Raw genomic sequence first — 15,575 nt, forward strand, 5'->3', positions numbered from 1 at the left:
GTCCTCATATGTAGTCCGCGTTCTCATTTGTAGACAGCCACCCTCGCGGCTGTCAATGGGCGGCTACGGAACGGGGGTGAGCAGGACCCCCTCCGCCATGAACCGCCGGACGTTGTCCAGGACCAGGTCGGCCATCGCCTGCCGCGTCTCGTGCGTCCCGCTGGCCACGTGGGGCAGCAGGAGCACCCGGTCCGACTCCAGCAGCGCCCGCGGCACGTTCGGTTCGTCGGCGAAGACGTCGAGCGCCGCACCGGCGATCCGCCCCTCCCGCACCGCCGCGACCAGGGCGGGCTCGTCGACGACACTGCCTCGCGCCACGTTGACCAGGAAGCCCCGGGGGCCGAGCGCGTCCAGCACCTCCGCCGAGACGAGCCCCCGGGTGCCCGGCCCGCCCGCGACCGTGACGACGACCGCGTCGCACCCGGCGGCCAGCTCCCACGCGGTCGGGATGTGGCGGTAGGGGACGTCGGCGACCGGGACCCGCGAGCAGTACGCGATGTCCGTGCCGAAGCCTTCGAGCCGGCGCGCGACGGCCCGGCCGATACGGCCGAGACCGAGGATGCCCACCCGCTTCCCGCTCACCCGGGAGGTCAGCGGGTAGGGAGCCGCGCCCCACCGGCCGGCCCGTACGTACCGGTCGGCGGCCGACAACTCGCGCATCACGTCGATCAGACCGCCGACGGCGAGGTCGGCCACGCAGTCGTTCAGCACGTCGGGGGTGTTGCTGACGTCGATGCCGCGCGCCCTGGCGTGGACCACGTCCGTGGTCTCGTAGCCGACACCGAAGTGGACGATCGCGCCCAGCCGCGGCAGCGCGCCCATCAGGGAGTTGGCGACGCCGAACCGCGCGCTGGTCACCGCGGCCACCACGTCACCGGCCCTCTCGCGCAGGTAGGCCGCGGGGTCGGGCAGTTCGTGCAGCCGTACGGTGCGGTGGCGCTCGGCCAGGGTCTTCTCCAGGGCGGGGAGCAGCGGGGACACCTGGAGGACGGTGCCCGTGGCGGCCGGGGCGGCCAGGTCGTCGGGGGTGGCGGGGTGGGACATGGTGGTACTCCCGTCGGGGGTGGGGTTCGGTGCTGACGGTCCGGCACTGTCGGTCCGGTGCCGTCGGTCCGGTGCCAGGGTTCGGTGTCGAGGCCGGTGCTGGAGGTTCGGTGACGTCCGGGACTCCGCCGGCGCTCAGCGGCAGCCCGATGGGACCGGGCGGTGCACGCACGACGACAGGCGGTGACGGCATCACCGCCGCAGCACCCCGTGGCGGCGGACCCGAGAAGATCCGTCGACGCGCATCCCTTGACGCTGCCACGGCACCGGTTTAGCTTCGGCGTTCACAGATGCGGACCGAGTACGTAAGTGTAAACAGCTTGGGAGGTCGTCCCGAACTCGGAACGCGACACATCAGCACTTCCCCCGGAGATACGCCGACGATGAAGTCCCCCGTTTCCTCCCCTCCGCCCCGACGACGGCGGTCCCGCCCGACGACCGCCCTGCTGCTGGCGGGCACGGTGCTGGTGTCCAGTGGCTGCGCCGTGGCCAACAGCGCCGGCGGCGACGCCGGTGAGGCCGACGGCCGCACCCTGCGCGTGGTGCTCACCCAGGAACCACCGACGCTGGAGCCCTGTGAGGCCTCACTGACCGGTACCGGCGTCGTCGTCCGGTCCAACATCACCGAGCCGCTCGTCGAGCGCGATCCCGATTCGGGCGAACTGCACCCGCTGCTCGCGACCGGCTGGAAACAGACCGGGCCCCGCACCTGGACCTTCGACACCCGCAGCGGGGTGACCTTCCAGAACGGTGAACCGTTCACGGCGGAGGACGCCGCCTTCTCCATCGACCGGGCGGTCAACTCCGACCTCGCCTGCAACGTCGAGGGCTATGTCTTCGGCGACGACGACCTGAAGGTTAAGGCGGTCGACGACAACCGGCTGACCGTCACCACGCCCGAGCCCGACCCCATCCTTCCGCTGCGCCTGAGTTTCGTGGAGATCGTGCCGCGCTCCACCAGCACCGAGGCGAAGGTGCGCGTCCCGATCGGGACCGGCCCGTACGCCGTGCGCTCGTGGCAGGCCGGCACCGCGATCTCCCTCAGCCGCTACGACGGCTACTGGGGCAAGGCTCCCGCCTTTCCCCGGGCCCGTTACGTCTGGCGCAGCGACGCGAGCGTCCGGGCCGCCATGATCGACAAGGACGAGGCGGAGATCGCCGTCGCGCTCGACTCGATGGAGGCGGAGAAGGACACGACCGCCTCCTATCCCAACAACGAGACGACCGCGCTGCGGCTGGACGGCCGCGAGGCACCGCTCGACGACCTGCGGGTGCGCCGGGCCATCGACCTGGCCGTCGACCGCCAGGGCATCATCGACGCCCTGCTCGGCGGGCTGGCCGAACCCGCGGGCCAGCTCGTGCCGCCCGGAGTGGTGGGACACAGCGACGCGATCAAGCCGACCCGCCAGAACGTGGACGAGGCCCGCGCCCTGGTGAAGGAGGCGAAGGCCGACGGCGTACCCACCGGCCGCACCATCACCCTGGTCGCCCGCAACGGCATGTTCTCCGGGGTGTCGGAGACCGCGGAGGCCCTGCAGTACCAGATGAAGGAGATCGGGCTGAGCGTACGGGTGCGTATGGCCGACACCGCCACCCAGCTCCAGTACCAGCTGAGGCCGCTGCCGAAGAACGTCGGACCCATCGCGCTGCTGATCATGCACGGCAACCAGGCCGGTGACGCGGCCTTCACCGCAAGCCAGTACCTGCTCAGCGACGGCCCGCAGTCCACCTTCGGCACCGAGGAGCTCGACCGGCGCATCGCCGACGCGGGCCTGCTGTCCGGCCAGAAGCGCCAGCGGGCCTTCGCCGACCTGCTCGCCGACCAGAACGACACCGTCGTCCAGTACACCCACATCGCCCACATGAGCGGACTTCTCGGGCTGTCACCGTCGATCCGCTACGAACCGAACTCCGCCACCGGCGACGAAATGCGGCTGGCCGAGGTCGGCCCCGCCGAGGGGGCGAAGGACTGACATGATCCCCTTCCTGCGCAAGCGCATGATCTCCAGCGCCATCCCGCTGTTCTGTGTGGTGCTGGGCGTCTTCTTCCTGGCCCGTATGACCGGCAATCCGGTCGACCTGTACCTCCCCCTGAGCGCCACCGCCGAGCAGCGCGCGGAGTTCTCCGCCGCCCAGGGCTTCGACCTGTCGATCCCCGCGCAACTGTGGAACTACCTCGTCGACGCCGCGCACCTGGACTTCGGCACCTCGCTGCGGACCGGGCAGCCGGCGACCGAGATGGTGCTCGACGCCTTCCCGGTCACCCTGCAGCTCGCCGGTGTGACCATGCTGCTCGCGATCACCGGAGCGCTGCTGGTCGGCAGCCTGGCCGCCTACCGCCCCAACTCGCCGGTCGACCGGATCGCCAGCCTGCTGTCGATGACGGCCGCCAGCATTCCCGACTTCTGGTTCGCCATCATGGGCGTGCTCGTCTTCGGGGTGAGCCTCGGCTGGCTGCCGACCTCCGGCACCCTCGGCGGACCCGAGATCTGGATACTGCCCGTCGCCACCCTGCTGATCCGCCCCTTCGGCGTGCTGGTCCAGGTGGTGCGCGGCAGCATGGTCACCGCGCTCTCCGCCCCCTACGTGAAGATCGCCCGCAGCAAGGGCGCCACGCCCCGGCGGGTGATCTTCGGGCACGCCCTGCGCAACGCGGTGACGCCGGTCCTGACCGTGGCCGGCGACCTGGCGGTGGGCCTGGTCAACGGCGCGGTGATCGTCGAGACGATCTTCGGCTGGCCCGGCATCGGCAAACTCATGATCGACTCCATCCTCCAGCGCGACTTCGCGGTCCTCCAGGCGGCCGTGCTCCTCACCGCGGTGACGATCTTCGCGCTCAACATCCTGGTCGACGTCTGTCACGCGCTGACCGACCCCCGTGTGCGACTGGCGGTGCCGGCGTGAGCGAAGGAAGCACCATGCCCCGAGAAGAACCCACGACCACGGACACCCCTGTGGGCACGACCGCGGACACCACCGCCGCAGACACCCCGGACAAAACTGCGGCCGACACCGCGGAGACCACTGTCACCGCCGACACCACAGACACCGCTGCCGCCCGCGGCGGATCCGCGCCCCACCGGGCGAACTGGTGGCGCATGCTGGGCCGCGACCGCGCGGCGGCCGTCGCAGCCGTCGTCCTCTCCCTGGTCGTCCTCGTGGCGCTCTTCGGCCGGCTCGTCATCGGCGACCGCGCGCAGCGGCAGGACCTGGACGCCTCCCTGCGACCGCCGTCCCTGGGCGACGGGGTGTACGGACTGTTCGGCACCGACGTCCTCGGCCGCAGCGTGCTGGCCCGGCTGATCGACGCCGCCGCGACGACCCTGTCCGTGGCCGTCCCGGCGGTGCTGTGCTCGCTGCTGATCGGCTCGGCGCTCGGCCTGTGGGCCGGCTACCACGGGGGCCGCCGAGAGAGCCTCGCCCTGCGCGTCGCCGACGTGATCCTCAGCTTCCCCTCCCTGCTGATCGCGGTGGTCGTGCTGTACGTGTTCTCGCCGAGCGCGCTGAACATCGTGCTGATCCTCGCGGTGGCCCGTATACCGGTCTACCTGCGCACCGCGCGGGCGGAGGCCGCCGAACTGCGCAGCCGGCTGTTCGTGGACGCGGCCCGCACCTTCGGCACCCCCAGCCGGAACATCATCCACCGGCACATCCTGCCGATCGCCCTGCCGACCCTGCTGACGGTCGCCACCCTCGACTTCTGCTTCGTCATGCTCACCGAGTCCTCGCTCAGCTTCCTGGGCATCGGCATCCAGCCGCCGGACGTCAGCTGGGGCCTGATGGTCGCCCAGGGCCGGCAGTACCTCCAGACCGCCTGGTGGATCACCGTGCTCCCGGGGCTCGCCATCGTGTTCACGACGGTGTCCGCCACGGTGCTCGCCGCCTGGGTCCGCATGGCCACCGACCCCGCCCAGCGCTGGCGACTGACGCTGCCCACCAAGCGCCGCGGTGCCTCCGCCGCCGTACCTCCGGAGCTGATCCCGTGACGACCACCGCCGCGCCCTCGCCGTCCGCCGCCGGTATCCCCGACAACACCCCCGCCCTCGACGTGGAGGGTCTCTGCGTCGACCTGAACACACCCTCCGGGCAGGTACGCGCCGTCGACGGCGTCAGTTTCAGCGTCCGTCGCGGCCGTACCCTCGCCCTCCTCGGCGAGTCGGGCTGCGGCAAGTCGATGACCGCGCTGTCGGTCGTGGGGCTGCTGGACCCCGCGGCCGAGGTGACCGGCGGTGCCGTCCGGGTCAGGGGCAGCGACACCCTGCGGATGAGCCCGGCGGAACGCCGCAAGCTGGCCGGCCCCGTGCTGTCGATCGTCTTCCAGGACGCCCTGACCGCCCTCAACCCGGTGCAGCCGGTCGGGCGGCAGATCGGCGAGCCGTTCCGTATCCACCGCGGACTCTCCCGGCGCGAGGCGCACGAGAAGGCGGTCGAGCTGATGACCCGGGTGGGCATCCCGGAGCCGCGGCAGCGGGCCCGTTCCTACCCGCACCAGTTCTCCGGCGGTATGCGGCAGCGGCTGCTGATCGCGATGGCCGTCGCCCTCGACCCCGACGTCCTCATCGCCGACGAACCCACCACCGCCCTCGACGTGACCGTGCAGGCGCAGATCATGCGGCTGCTGCGGGACCTCCAGGACGAGCGGGAGATGGCCCTCGTACTGATCACCCACGACCTGGCCGTGGTCGCCCAGCGCGCGGACGACGTGGTCGTCATGTACGCGGGCACGGTCGTCGAGAACGGGCCGGTGCGCGAGGTCTTCGCCGCCCCCCGCCACCCCTACACCCGGGGGCTGCTCGACTCGGTACCGGAACACGCCGTGCGCGGGCGCCCCCTGCCCGCCGTGCCCGGCAGCCCGCCCGAACTGAGCGCGGTGCCGACCGGATGCGTCTTCCAGGACCGCTGTCCGCTGGTGCGCGAGCGCTGCGTCCAGGAGCGGCCGTCCCTGCGGGCGTCGGGCGACGGACGCTCGGCCGCCTGCCATTTCTCCGAGGAGCTCGACCGTGCCTGAACGCCGCACGCCTGAAACCCGCATGTCTGAGAGCGGCACGCCCGAAGGCGGCGCCACCACCGCCTCCTCCGCCTCCACCTCCACCTCCACCGACGGACTCCGCGCCGGCGGGCCGGAGGAGTCCGGGCCCCTGCTGGAGGTCAGCGGCGTCACCAAGACCTTCGGCCACGGCCGCCGCCGGCTGACCGCCCTGGACGGGGTGGACATCCGGCTCGGCCGGGGCGAGACCCTCGGGCTCGTCGGTGAGTCGGGCTGCGGGAAGTCCACCCTCGCCCGGGTGCTGCTCGGCCTGGAACGGCCCGACGCGGGCACCGTACGGTTCGACGGCACCGACCCGTTCGCCCTGCGCGGCAAGGACCTGCTGGCCTGGCGGCGCCGCGTCCAGATGGTCTTCCAGGACCCCTTCGCCTCGCTCAACGCGCGGATGTCGGCCGCCGACCTGATCGGTGAGCCCTGGCGCACCCACCGGGACGTCGTACCGGACGCCAAGGCCCGGGAGAAGCGGGTCCGCGAACTCCTCGCCCTGGTCGGGCTGCGCGCCGGCGACGCCCACCGCTACCCGAACGAGTTCTCCGGCGGGCAGCGCCAGCGCATCGGCATCGCCCGCGCGCTGGCCCTGGACCCCGACCTCATCGTCTGCGACGAGCCGGTCTCCGCGCTCGACCTGTCGGTGCAGGCCCAGGTCCTGAACGTCCTGTCGGAGCTTCGGGAACGCCTCGGCGTGGCCTATGTGTTCATCTCCCACGACCTGTCCGTGGTGCGGTACATCTCCGACCGGGTGACCGTGATGTACCTGGGCAAGGTCATCGAACAAGGCGCCACCGAGGAGGTCTTCGAACGCCCCCGGCATCCCTACACCGCGGCCCTGATGTCGGCCGCGCCGGTCCTGGACGCGTCCCGCGCGTCCGGCGACCGGGAGATCCAGCTCAAGGGCGAGATTCCGTCGCCCTTCGACATCCCGTCGGGATGCCGGTTCCGCACGCGGTGTCCGCGGGCGGAGGATCTGTGCGCCTCGCAGGCACCGCCGGCAGTCGAGCGGGGCTCCCACAGCGCGCTGTGCCACTTCCCTTTGGAGGGGGTTGCTGCGCGGGCGTGAGCGGGTGGTTCGTCGCCTGCGGGCCGGTGGGGGCCGGTCGCGCGGTTCCCCGCGCCCCTTGAAGGGCGCCCTTCAGGGGCGCGGGGAACTGCGCGGGTGACCCCCACCGGGGTCGCAGCCGAAGATGCACCCGTCCGCGCTGCTGGGGAGGCCGGGGCGCAGCCCCGCCTCTCAGGGGCGCGGGGAACTGCGCGGGTGACCCCCACCGGCCCGCAGCCGGATGTAGGGTCCGCGGCAGTACTCCCGAAGCCATGAGGAGTGATGCCCGGTGCACGCAACCGACTCCGCCCCCCGCGTGGAACTCACCCCCGCCGCCGCCGAGCTGCTGCGCAAACTGCGGGACGCGCACGGTCCCCTGATGTTCCATCAGTCGGGCGGCTGCTGCGACGGCAGCGCGCCCATGTGCTTCCCGGAGGGCGAGTTCAGGACAGGCGACTCCGACGTGCTGCTCGCCTCGCTGACCGTCGAGGGCGTCGGGGAACCGGTCACGTTCTGGATGTCGCGGAGCCAGTACGAGGTGTGGAACCACACCCGGCTGATCATCGACGTGGTGGCGGGGCGGGGCAGCGGCTTCTCTCTGGAGGCACCCGAAGGGGTACGTTTCCTGACGCGTTCACGCCTCGTCGGCACGTAGTCGTCGTCAAGGCACCCGCTCTGTGGTGAACTCCCCGGTGTCCTGGGCCATTTGAGGAGACAGCGGAGAGCAGGGGCACCGTGACACTACGCACCGGACGACTCAGAACCGCACTGACGGTCCTCGCCGCGTGGAGCGCGCTGGCCGGCGCGGCCCTCGCCGGGGCGCCACCGGCCAGCGGCGCGCCGACCGGCGGCGCACCGGCCTTCAGCCGGATCGCGCCGGGGGTGCGCTATACGGAGTTCGACATCCCGGCCGCCAAGGGTGTGACGCACGCGCATGTACTCAGCGTCGATCTCACCAACCCCGGGGTGAGCGTCGATCTGCTGCACCCGGGCGTGGTCGCGGCCCGCGCGACGGTCTCCCGGCTGACCGACGCCCAGGGCGCGGTCGCGGGCGTCAACGGCGACTTCTTCAACATCACCGAGACCCAGCACCCGGGGGTCGAGGCGACCGGCGCGTCCGTCGGCCCGGCGATCGCGAACGGGCACACCTTCAAGGCGGCGGTACCGGACGGCCAGCGCTTCGGACCCGCCCTGCCACCCGGCACGAGCACCGAGGACGTACTCGGCGTGGGGACGGACCACCGGGCCCGCCTCGACAGCCTGGCCCTCGACGGTTCGGTCGAGACGCCGCAGACGCGGCTTCCGCTCGGCGGCCTCAACCAGTACGCGCTGCCCGTGGGCTCCGTCGGCGCGTTCACCTCGGACTGGGGTCAGGTCTCCCGGGCGCGGGCCACCTGCGGGACGGACACCGACCGGGCCGCGCCCTGCAGCACGGACACCTACGAGGTGACCGTCCAGGACGGCCGGGTCGTGTCGTCGGCCGACACCCCCGGCAGCGGAACCATCGCCTCGGACACCACGGTTCTGGTCGGCCGGGAGGCGGGCGCCCAGCAACTGCGCAAGCTGTCCGTGGGCGAACGGGTCGCGGTGCGGCACCGGCTGGTGGCGGCCTCGTCGAAAACCCCGTACCGCTTCGCGATCGGTGGTTATCCGGTCCTGCGGGGCGGGCAGCCGCTCGCGGGGCTCGACGACGTGACGGCGGCGGTACGGACCGCGGCGGGCATCTCGGACGGTGGGCACCGGCTGCTGTTGCTGGCGCTCGACGGGGCGGCGGAGTTCCGCAGCGGTCTCACCATCGCGGAAGTCGCCACCCAGATGAAGAAGTTGGGTTCGGCGGACGCGTTCAGTCTGGACGGCGGCGGCTCCACCACGCTGGCCGCCCGGGAGCCCGGGTCGACCACCGCGACCGTACGCAACCACCCCAGCGGCGGGGCCGAACGCCCGGTGCCCAACGGCATCGGCGTGTTCTCCAAGACCTGAGGCCCCCCGGTGCCTCGGGCTCGCTAGGGCCTGAGGCTGCTGACGATGTCGGCCGTCGCCGTCATCCCGTCGTGGATGGTCGGCGCCATGCTGGTGCTCGCGAGATAGAAGCCGAGCAGGACGCAGACCACGGCGTGCGAGAGCTTCAGCGCGCCGTTGCGCAGGAACACCACCGTCAGAATCACGAGCAGCAGCACCACAGAGATGGAAATGGCCATCGTCAACCTCCTCCGCCACGCCGCACCGCGGCTTTCGGCCGCAAGTGTGGCGTAGCGGGGGGTTCGTCCGTGCGGCTGACGTGTCCGCCGAACGTGTGTTGACTGCGCGTGACGACACCGGGCCGGGCCCGCGCCCCGGTTACGCCCGCCGGTGGGCGTCCAGGAAGGCTTCCAGGCCGGCGAGGTCGTCGGTGTTGAAGTGGTCGGCGTCCGCGGCGAGCAGTTCGCCCCAGACCGCGTCCCGGGCGGGGCCCGCCAGGTCCGGGGTGGCCCAGAAGCGGACCCTCTGACCCCGGGAGTGCGCGGCCAGGATGATCCCGCGCAGCTTCTGCCGCTCGGCCTCGGGGAACGTGCCGACGCCCTGCCAGGTGAAGTTGAGCGTCCAGTTGTCACTGATCAGCGGAATGAAGGAGGCCGGGGCCGGGACGGGGGCCAGCAGGTCGAGGAGGCGGCCGTCGTAGAAGGCGTGCCGTACGGTCTGGGCCTCCATCGGCACCCGGGCGGCCCGGTCGCCGGAGACCACCGCCGTCACCGCGCCGGGAAGGACACGGCCATGGGCGTACGTCGTGAACAGGTGCCGGTAGCGGCGCAGTCGGCGGTCCAGTTCGAGGTACGTGGCCGAGCCCTCGGTCTTGATGTCGATCAGCAGCTGGAGCGGCTTGCGGTACCCCCGGTACACCGACCCCCGGTTGGCCTTCACGCGGGCGGCGAGGGGCTTGAGGTAGAGCGATTCCAGGGTGCGGGCCGGGTCCAGCTCCACCGGGTCGTGGGCGACGAGGAGTTGGCCGTCGACGAGGTAGATGTCGGCCTCGACACTGCCGAAGCGGTGGTCGAGCGCGTCGAACAGGGGCCGGGGGTGGAGGTAGTCGTTGTGGGCGTGGGCACGCCACAGCGGGCGCGGGCGGTGCCTGTCCTCGCTCGCCTGCGCGTACGCGGGCAGGGCGATACCGCCCGCCAGTCCGGCGGCGAGGGTGGTGAGGGCTCTGCGACGGGTGGTGAGGGCCATGTCTGCCTCCCTGGGAGTGCCGTACGGGGCCGTTGTCCGCCCGGCCGGCGAAGTCGGGACTGGGGAGAGTATGGAGTCTTGGCAGGCCCAAGGAGCAGAGTCGTGCGGTGAGTTGGCCGGACTGCCGTTGGGTGTTCACTTCACCGGGCCACCCGCGCGCGAAGGCCCGCTCCCGTCCCCAGGGGGCAGAAGCGGGCCTTCGTGCGATACGTGCCGGTGAGTCGGTCAGGGGGCCTGGAGGTCCACCAGTTCGGCCAGTGCCTCCCGGTGGCTGCCCGCCGTGCCGTACGCGATCGAGTCGGCCTTGGCCCTCTTCAGGTAGAGGTGCACGGGGTGCTCCCAGGTCATGCCGATGCCGGCGTGCAACTGGAGGGCCTCCTCGGCGGCGTGGACGGCTACGGGCGCCGCGTACGCCTGGGCGAGGGCCACCGCCACGTCCGCGTCCGCGCTCCCGCCGGCCAGCGCGTCGGCCGCGTTGCGTGCCGCGGCGCGGGTGTGGACGGTCTCCAGCCAGAGCTGGGCGAGCCGGTGCTTGAGCGCCTGGAAGCCGCCGACCGGCCGGTTGAACTGCTTGCGCTCCTTCAGATAGCGCACGGTCTCCGTCAACGACCATTCGGCGAGGCCGAGTTGCTCGGAGGCGAGCAGTCCGGCGCCGGCCCGCAGGGCACGCCGTACGGCGGGGGCGGCGTCGCCGATCCGGCGGGCGGGCGTTCCGTCGAGGACGACCTTCGCGACCGGCCGGGTCAGGTCCAGGGACACCTGCGGGGTGATGGTCACGGCGTCCGCGTCGACCGCGTACAGGCCGCCGTCCTCGGCGGGAACGAGCAGCACATCGGCGCCGACAGCGTCCGCGATGCCCGTCAACTCCCCGTGCAGGACGCCGTTCTCGATCCGTACGGTCCGGCAGGCGCCGCCGGGAGCGGTGTTCAGGGCGACGGCGAGGGCGCCGATACGGCGGCCGGACGCCAGCTCGGTGAGGAGGTCGTCGGCGTCGCTCGCCAGCAGCGCCTCGGTGGCGACGACCGCGCTCGTCAGATAGGGCACGGGAGCGACCGCGCGGCCCAACTCCTCCAGGACGACGGCGGCTTCGCGGTGTGTGGCACCCTGGCCGCCCAGCGCCTCGGGCACCAGCAGGCCCGCGAGTCCCATGCCCTCGGCGAGTGCCTTCCACGCCTCGCGGTCGTGCGGCGCACCGGACTCCGTGCGGGCGATCACGTCCGCCGGGTCGCAGTGGTCGGCGAGCAGGTCACGGACGGCGGCGCGCAGCGCCTCTTCCTCCTCCGAGTACAGCAGGTCGGGCTGCGTTGTCATCGGGCCAGGTCCTTCCAGGCGACGTCCTTGTCGGTGCGCGGCTCTGAGGGCAGCCCCAGCACGCGTTCGGCGACGATGTTCAGCAGGACCTCGCTGGTCCCGCCCTCGATGCTGTTGCCCTTGGAGCGGAGGTAGCGGTAGCCGGCGTCACGGCCGGTGAAGTCGACCTTGTCGGGTCGGCGCATCGTCCAGTCCTCGTACAACAGGCCTTCCTCGCCGAGGAGTTCGACCTCCAGGCCGCTGATCTCCTGGTTGAGGCGGGCGAACGCGAGTTTCATGCCGGAGCCCTCGGGGCCCGGCTGTCCCGCGACCATCTGCTGGCGCAGGCGTTCGCCGGTGAGCCGGGCCACCTCGGCCTCGACCCACAGCTTCAAAAGGCGCTGGTGGAGGTCGTGGGTGCGCAGGTCGGGGCGCTCGCGCCAGGTCTTGGAGACCGGGCCGATCATCCCGCCCTCCCGCGGGATGCGCATGCCGCCGATGGAGACCCGCTCGTTCATGAGAGTGGTCTGCGCGACCCGCCAGCCGTCGCCGACCTCGCCGAGGCGGTGCGCGTCGGGGATGCGGACGTCGGTGAGGAACACCTCGTTGAACTCGGCCTCGCCGGTGATCTGGCGCAGCGGGCGCACCTCGACGCCGGGGTCGGTCATGTCGCAGACGAAGTAGGTGATACCGCGGTGCTTGGGCGCGTCCGGGTCGGTGCGGGCGATGAGGATGGCCCAGCGGGCGAGGTGGGCGCTGGACGTCCACACCTTCTGCCCGTTGACCACCCAGTCGTCGCCGTCCTTGACGGCGCGGGTGCCGAGGGCCGCCAGGTCGGAGCCCGCTCCCGGCTCGCTGAACAGCTGGCACCAGACCTCCTCGCCGACCCACAGGGGCCGCAGGAAGCGGTTCTTCTGCTCCTCGGTGCCGAAGCCGAGGACCGTCGGCGCTGCCATGCCGAGGCCGATGCCGATGCGCCGCGGGTCGTTGTCGGGAGCGCCGGCGGCCTCCAGCTCGGTGTCGACGACGGCCTGGAGGGAGCGCGGCGCGCCGAGGCCGCCGAGACCTTCCGGATAGTGCACCCAGGCGAGTCCGGCGTCGAAGCGGGCCTTGAGGAAGTCTGCCGGGTCCGTGCGGTCGACCGGGTGCGCGGCCAGCAACTCCTGTGTGCGGCGGCGCAGTTCGGCGGCGTCGGTCATGCCACGGCTCCGTTCTCGCTCGTGCCCTCAGGGGCGGTCCCGAGGCCGGGCAGCACGGCGACCCGGCCCGTGGTGACACCGTCGGCGACCCGCTGGACGGCGCCGGCGGCGCCGGCCAGCGGCACGCGCTCGCTGACGAGCGGCCTGATCGCCCCTCGGGCGGCCAGCTCGGTGAGCTGCTCGTGGCAGCGCAGGACCAGCTTCGGGTCCTTGGTGTTGTAGAGGCCCCAGTGCAGGCCGAGGATCGAGTAGTTCTTCACGAGTGCGTGGTTGAGCCCCGGGCTGGGGATCGTGCCGCTCGCGAAGCCGACGACCACGATCCGGCCCTCGAAGGCGACGAGCTTGGCGGACTGCGTGTAGGCGTCCCCGCCGACGGGGTCGTAGATCACGTCGGCGCCCCGGCCGCCGGTGGCCTCCCTGACGGCGGCGACGACGTCCTCGGCGCGCCGGTCCACGACGAGGTCGCAGCCCAGCTCGCGGGCGACGGCGGCCTTGTCCGCGCCGCCCACGACACCGATGACGGTCGCCCCCGCGGCCTTCCCGAGCTGCACCGCCGCGCTGCCGACCCCTCCCGCGGCGGCGTGCACGAGCAGCGTCTCGCCGGCCTCAAGGCGGGCCCGCCGGTGCAGGCCGAACCAGCCAGTCTGGTAGCCGATGTGCAGCGCGGCGGCCTCGGCGTCGTCCAGCGCCTCGGGCGCGGGCAGCAGGGCCGCGGCGTCCGCGACGGCGTACTCGGCGAAGCCGCCGTGGGGCAGCGCCGGGTTGGCCATGACCCGCCGGCCGTCCTCGGTCTCGCCGCAGATCTCCACCCCGGGCGTGAACGGCATCGGCGGCCTGACCTGGTACTGGCCGCGGCACATCAGGGCGTCCGGGAAGTTGATGTTCGCCGCGCGCACCTTGAGCAGGACCTGGCCGTCACCGGGGACGGGCCGCTCCACCTCGGCGAGCCGCATCACCTCGCCGGGCTCACCGTTCTCGTGCACTTGCCATGCCTGCATGCGGGGCCTCCACGGGACTGTGTCTGCTGTGTTCGCGCCTCGGGGTCAACCGCATACTAAGCGGTCGCTTGCCGATAGGGGAACAAGCGGGGACCGGTCGACGTCAGCCGGTCCGGTCACCGTCGCGTTTCGGGCGCGCCCGCACGTGCATCCGCTCCCCCTGCCGGCCGAAGAGACTCAGGAACTCCACCGGCCCCTCCCCCGTCGACCCGAACCAGTGCGGCACACGGGTGTCGAACTCGGCCGCCTCCCCGGCGCCGAGCACGACGTCGTGCTCGCCGAGCACGAGGCGCAGCCGTCCGGAGAGCACGTACAACCACTCGTAGCCCTCGTGGACCCGCGGCTCCGGTTCCAGCTTCCGCTTGGGTTCGAGGACCTTGTAGGCCTGCAGGCCGCCGGGCTGCCGGGTGAGCGGCCAGTGGGTGCGGCCGTGCATGACGATCGGCTTGGCCGCCCGGACGCGCGGGTCGCCGACCTGCGGCGCTCCGACGAGTTCGTCGAGGGGCACCTGGTGGGCCCGGGCGATGGGCAGCAGCAGTTCCAGGCTGGGCTTGCGCAGCCCGGACTCCAGGCGGGAGAGGGTGCTCACGGAGATGCCGGTGGCGGTGGACAGGCCCGCGAGGGTGGCGCCGCGCTCCTTGCGGACGCGGCGCAGCCGGGGCCCGACCTCCGCGAGGACGCCCTCCGTGTCACGGTCGCCCGGCTCCCCTGGCTCTTCGTGGTCCTTGTGCTCACTCATACCTGTATTGCAGTTTCGGCAAAGCCATTTGTCAATACGGGTGCTGTGGGGCGATCTTCTCAGTGGAGGTGGTCACCATGACCGATACGTACGAAGTGGTCGTCGTCGGCGGGGGTGCGGCCGGACTGTCCGCGGCGCTCGTCCTGGGGCGCGCACGCCGCAGTGTGCTCGTGATCGACGGGGGCGAGCCGCGCAACGCGCCCGCCGCCCACATGCAGGGCTATCTGACCCGGGACGGCACGTCACCGGCCGAGTTCCTTGCCGCGGGACGCGAGGAGATCGCGCGGTACGGCGTCGAGCTCGTCCGGGACCTGGCGGTGGACGTGGCGCGGGACGCGGACGGCGAGTTCGACGTGACGCTCGGCACAGGGCGCCGTGTGCACGGGCGCCGGCTGGTCGTCGCCACCGGCCTCGCGGACGAGCTGCCGACGGTGCCGGGGGTCGCCGAGCGCTTCGGCAGGGACGTGCTGCACTGTCCGTACTGCCACGGCTGGGAGGTGCGGGACCAGGCCTTCGGCGTGCTCGCCACGACCCCGATGGGCGTACACCAGGCGCTGATGGTCTCCCAGTGGTCCAAGGACGTGACCCTGTTCCTGCACACGGTCGCGGAGGAGGAGCTGGCGGACGAGGATCTGCGCAGGCTCGCGGCGGCCGGGGTCGCCGTGGTGCCCGGTGAGGTGGCGGGGCTCGACGTCGTCGACGACCGGCTCACGGCGGTCCGGCTGGCGGACGGCACGGCCCACGAGCGCTCGGTGCTGTTCGTGGCACCGCGGCCGATCCCCCGCACCGGCCTGCTGGAACAGCTGGGCGCCGCACTGCAGGAGACCCCGTTCGGCTCGTACGCCGCGGTCGACCCGACGGGCCTGACCAGCGTGCCGGGCGTCTGGGCGGCGGGCAACGCGATCGGCTTCGGCGAGCAGGTCGTGAACGCGGCGAGCGGCGGCTACCGGGCGGGCGCCACGATCAACGGCGAACTGCTGCTCGCGGACCTGGACGCGGCGGTGCGGGTGCCGTGACG

The 15,575-nt window shown here is 72.3% G+C and carries 15 protein-coding genes; 8 read left to right on the forward strand and 7 right to left on the reverse strand.

Annotated features, from left to right (window positions below):
• Positions 1–63 precede the first annotated feature (63 nt).
• Complete coding sequence (locus tag ACH4DZ_RS24145; protein ID WP_398289371.1) at positions 64–1,044, reverse strand: 2-hydroxyacid dehydrogenase; 981 nt, start codon at positions 1,042–1,044, stop codon at positions 64–66.
• A 383-nt stretch (positions 1,045–1,427) separates the two neighbouring features.
• On the opposite strand from ACH4DZ_RS24145, the gene ACH4DZ_RS24150 reads away from it, so the two are divergent.
• From ACH4DZ_RS24150 to ACH4DZ_RS24180, 7 genes are all read left to right on the forward strand, one after another.
• Positions 1,428–3,017 (forward strand): ABC transporter substrate-binding protein, encoded by a 1,590-nt coding sequence (locus ACH4DZ_RS24150; RefSeq protein WP_398289372.1) that lies wholly within the window; start codon positions 1,428–1,430, stop codon positions 3,015–3,017.
• Between the two features lies 1 nt (position 3,018).
• Complete coding sequence (locus tag ACH4DZ_RS24155) at positions 3,019–3,948, forward strand: ABC transporter permease (protein WP_398289373.1); 930 nt, start codon at positions 3,019–3,021, stop codon at positions 3,946–3,948.
• A gap of 14 nt (positions 3,949–3,962) precedes the next feature.
• A complete protein-coding gene (locus ACH4DZ_RS24160) occupies positions 3,963–5,030 on the forward strand; it encodes an ABC transporter permease (protein WP_398289374.1) in 1,068 nt (355 codons plus the stop codon).
• Positions 5,027–6,052 (forward strand): ABC transporter ATP-binding protein, encoded by a 1,026-nt coding sequence (locus ACH4DZ_RS24165; protein WP_398289375.1) that lies wholly within the window; start codon positions 5,027–5,029, stop codon positions 6,050–6,052. Before ACH4DZ_RS24160 ends, ACH4DZ_RS24165 begins: the two co-directional genes overlap by 4 nt.
• Before the next feature lie 22 nt (positions 6,053–6,074).
• A complete protein-coding gene (locus ACH4DZ_RS24170) occupies positions 6,075–7,148 on the forward strand; it encodes an ABC transporter ATP-binding protein (protein ID WP_398289376.1) in 1,074 nt (357 codons plus the stop codon).
• Between the two features lie 268 nt (positions 7,149–7,416).
• Positions 7,417–7,782, forward strand: a complete 366-nt coding sequence (locus ACH4DZ_RS24175) for a DUF779 domain-containing protein (protein WP_398289377.1) — start codon at positions 7,417–7,419, stop codon at positions 7,780–7,782.
• 80 nt (positions 7,783–7,862) lie between these two features.
• Positions 7,863–9,107: a phosphodiester glycosidase family protein gene (locus ACH4DZ_RS24180; protein WP_398289378.1), complete on the forward strand. Its 1,245-nt coding sequence runs from the start codon at positions 7,863–7,865 to the stop codon at positions 9,105–9,107.
• Between the two features lie 23 nt (positions 9,108–9,130).
• Here ACH4DZ_RS24180 and ACH4DZ_RS24185 read toward each other — a convergent pair whose 3' ends face one another.
• From ACH4DZ_RS24185 to ACH4DZ_RS24210, 6 genes are all read right to left on the reverse strand, one after another.
• On the reverse strand, positions 9,131–9,325 hold the full coding sequence (locus ACH4DZ_RS24185; RefSeq protein ID WP_107018929.1) for a hypothetical protein: 195 nt from the start codon (positions 9,323–9,325) through the stop codon (positions 9,131–9,133).
• Between the two features lie 139 nt (positions 9,326–9,464).
• Complete coding sequence (locus tag ACH4DZ_RS24190) at positions 9,465–10,331, reverse strand: phosphatidylinositol-specific phospholipase C/glycerophosphodiester phosphodiesterase family protein (protein WP_398289379.1); 867 nt, start codon at positions 10,329–10,331, stop codon at positions 9,465–9,467.
• 225 nt (positions 10,332–10,556) lie between these two features.
• The gene (locus ACH4DZ_RS24195) at positions 10,557–11,642 is read right to left on the reverse strand and encodes an acyl-CoA dehydrogenase family protein (RefSeq protein WP_398289380.1); all 1,086 of its coding nucleotides are present in this window, start codon (positions 11,640–11,642) and stop codon (positions 10,557–10,559) included.
• Positions 11,639–12,820 (reverse strand): acyl-CoA dehydrogenase family protein, encoded by a 1,182-nt coding sequence (locus ACH4DZ_RS24200; protein WP_398289381.1) that lies wholly within the window; start codon positions 12,818–12,820, stop codon positions 11,639–11,641. Before ACH4DZ_RS24200 ends, ACH4DZ_RS24195 begins: the two co-directional genes overlap by 4 nt.
• Positions 12,817–13,818, reverse strand: coding sequence for an NADPH:quinone oxidoreductase family protein (locus ACH4DZ_RS24205; RefSeq protein WP_398289382.1), 1,002 nt, complete (start codon positions 13,816–13,818; stop codon positions 12,817–12,819). Before ACH4DZ_RS24205 ends, ACH4DZ_RS24200 begins: the two co-directional genes overlap by 4 nt.
• A 103-nt stretch (positions 13,819–13,921) precedes the next feature.
• Positions 13,922–14,557 (reverse strand): helix-turn-helix domain-containing protein, encoded by a 636-nt coding sequence (locus ACH4DZ_RS24210; protein ID WP_398289383.1) that lies wholly within the window; start codon positions 14,555–14,557, stop codon positions 13,922–13,924.
• A 77-nt stretch (positions 14,558–14,634) separates the two neighbouring features.
• Here ACH4DZ_RS24210 and ACH4DZ_RS24215 point away from each other — a divergent pair, with 77 nt between their 5' ends.
• Entirely contained in the window at positions 14,635–15,573 is a 939-nt protein-coding gene (locus tag ACH4DZ_RS24215) for an NAD(P)/FAD-dependent oxidoreductase (protein ID WP_398289384.1), read from the forward strand.
• Positions 15,574–15,575 lie beyond the last annotated feature (2 nt).

Source organism: Streptomyces sp. NPDC017991 (genome assembly GCF_044328075.1).
Taxonomy (GTDB): Bacteria; Actinomycetota; Actinomycetes; order Streptomycetales; family Streptomycetaceae; genus Streptomyces.

What these genes read in the sequence shown, in the direction of transcription:
- ACH4DZ_RS24145 (WP_398289371.1), bottom strand. Translation starts at nt 1,044, where the DNA reads ATGTCCCACCCCGCCACCCCCGACGACCTGGCCGCCCCGGCCGCCACG.
- ACH4DZ_RS24150 (WP_398289372.1), top strand. Translation starts at nt 1,428, where the DNA reads ATGAAGTCCCCCGTTTCCTCCCCTCCGCCCCGACGACGGCGGTCCCGC.
- ACH4DZ_RS24155 (WP_398289373.1), top strand. Translation starts at nt 3,019, where the DNA reads ATGATCCCCTTCCTGCGCAAGCGCATGATCTCCAGCGCCATCCCGCTG.
- ACH4DZ_RS24160 (WP_398289374.1), top strand. Translation starts at nt 3,963, where the DNA reads ATGCCCCGAGAAGAACCCACGACCACGGACACCCCTGTGGGCACGACC.
- ACH4DZ_RS24170 (WP_398289376.1), top strand. Translation starts at nt 6,075, where the DNA reads ATGTCTGAGAGCGGCACGCCCGAAGGCGGCGCCACCACCGCCTCCTCC.
- ACH4DZ_RS24185 (WP_107018929.1), bottom strand. Translation starts at nt 9,325, where the DNA reads ATGGCCATTTCCATCTCTGTGGTGCTGCTGCTCGTGATTCTGACGGTG.
- ACH4DZ_RS24190 (WP_398289379.1), bottom strand. Translation starts at nt 10,331, where the DNA reads ATGGCCCTCACCACCCGTCGCAGAGCCCTCACCACCCTCGCCGCCGGA.
- ACH4DZ_RS24195 (WP_398289380.1), bottom strand. Translation starts at nt 11,642, where the DNA reads ATGACAACGCAGCCCGACCTGCTGTACTCGGAGGAGGAAGAGGCGCTG.
- ACH4DZ_RS24200 (WP_398289381.1), bottom strand. Translation starts at nt 12,820, where the DNA reads ATGACCGACGCCGCCGAACTGCGCCGCCGCACACAGGAGTTGCTGGCC.
- ACH4DZ_RS24205 (WP_398289382.1), bottom strand. Translation starts at nt 13,818, where the DNA reads ATGCAGGCATGGCAAGTGCACGAGAACGGTGAGCCCGGCGAGGTGATG.
- ACH4DZ_RS24210 (WP_398289383.1), bottom strand. Translation starts at nt 14,557, where the DNA reads ATGAGTGAGCACAAGGACCACGAAGAGCCAGGGGAGCCGGGCGACCGT.
- ACH4DZ_RS24215 (WP_398289384.1), top strand. Translation starts at nt 14,635, where the DNA reads ATGACCGATACGTACGAAGTGGTCGTCGTCGGCGGGGGTGCGGCCGGA.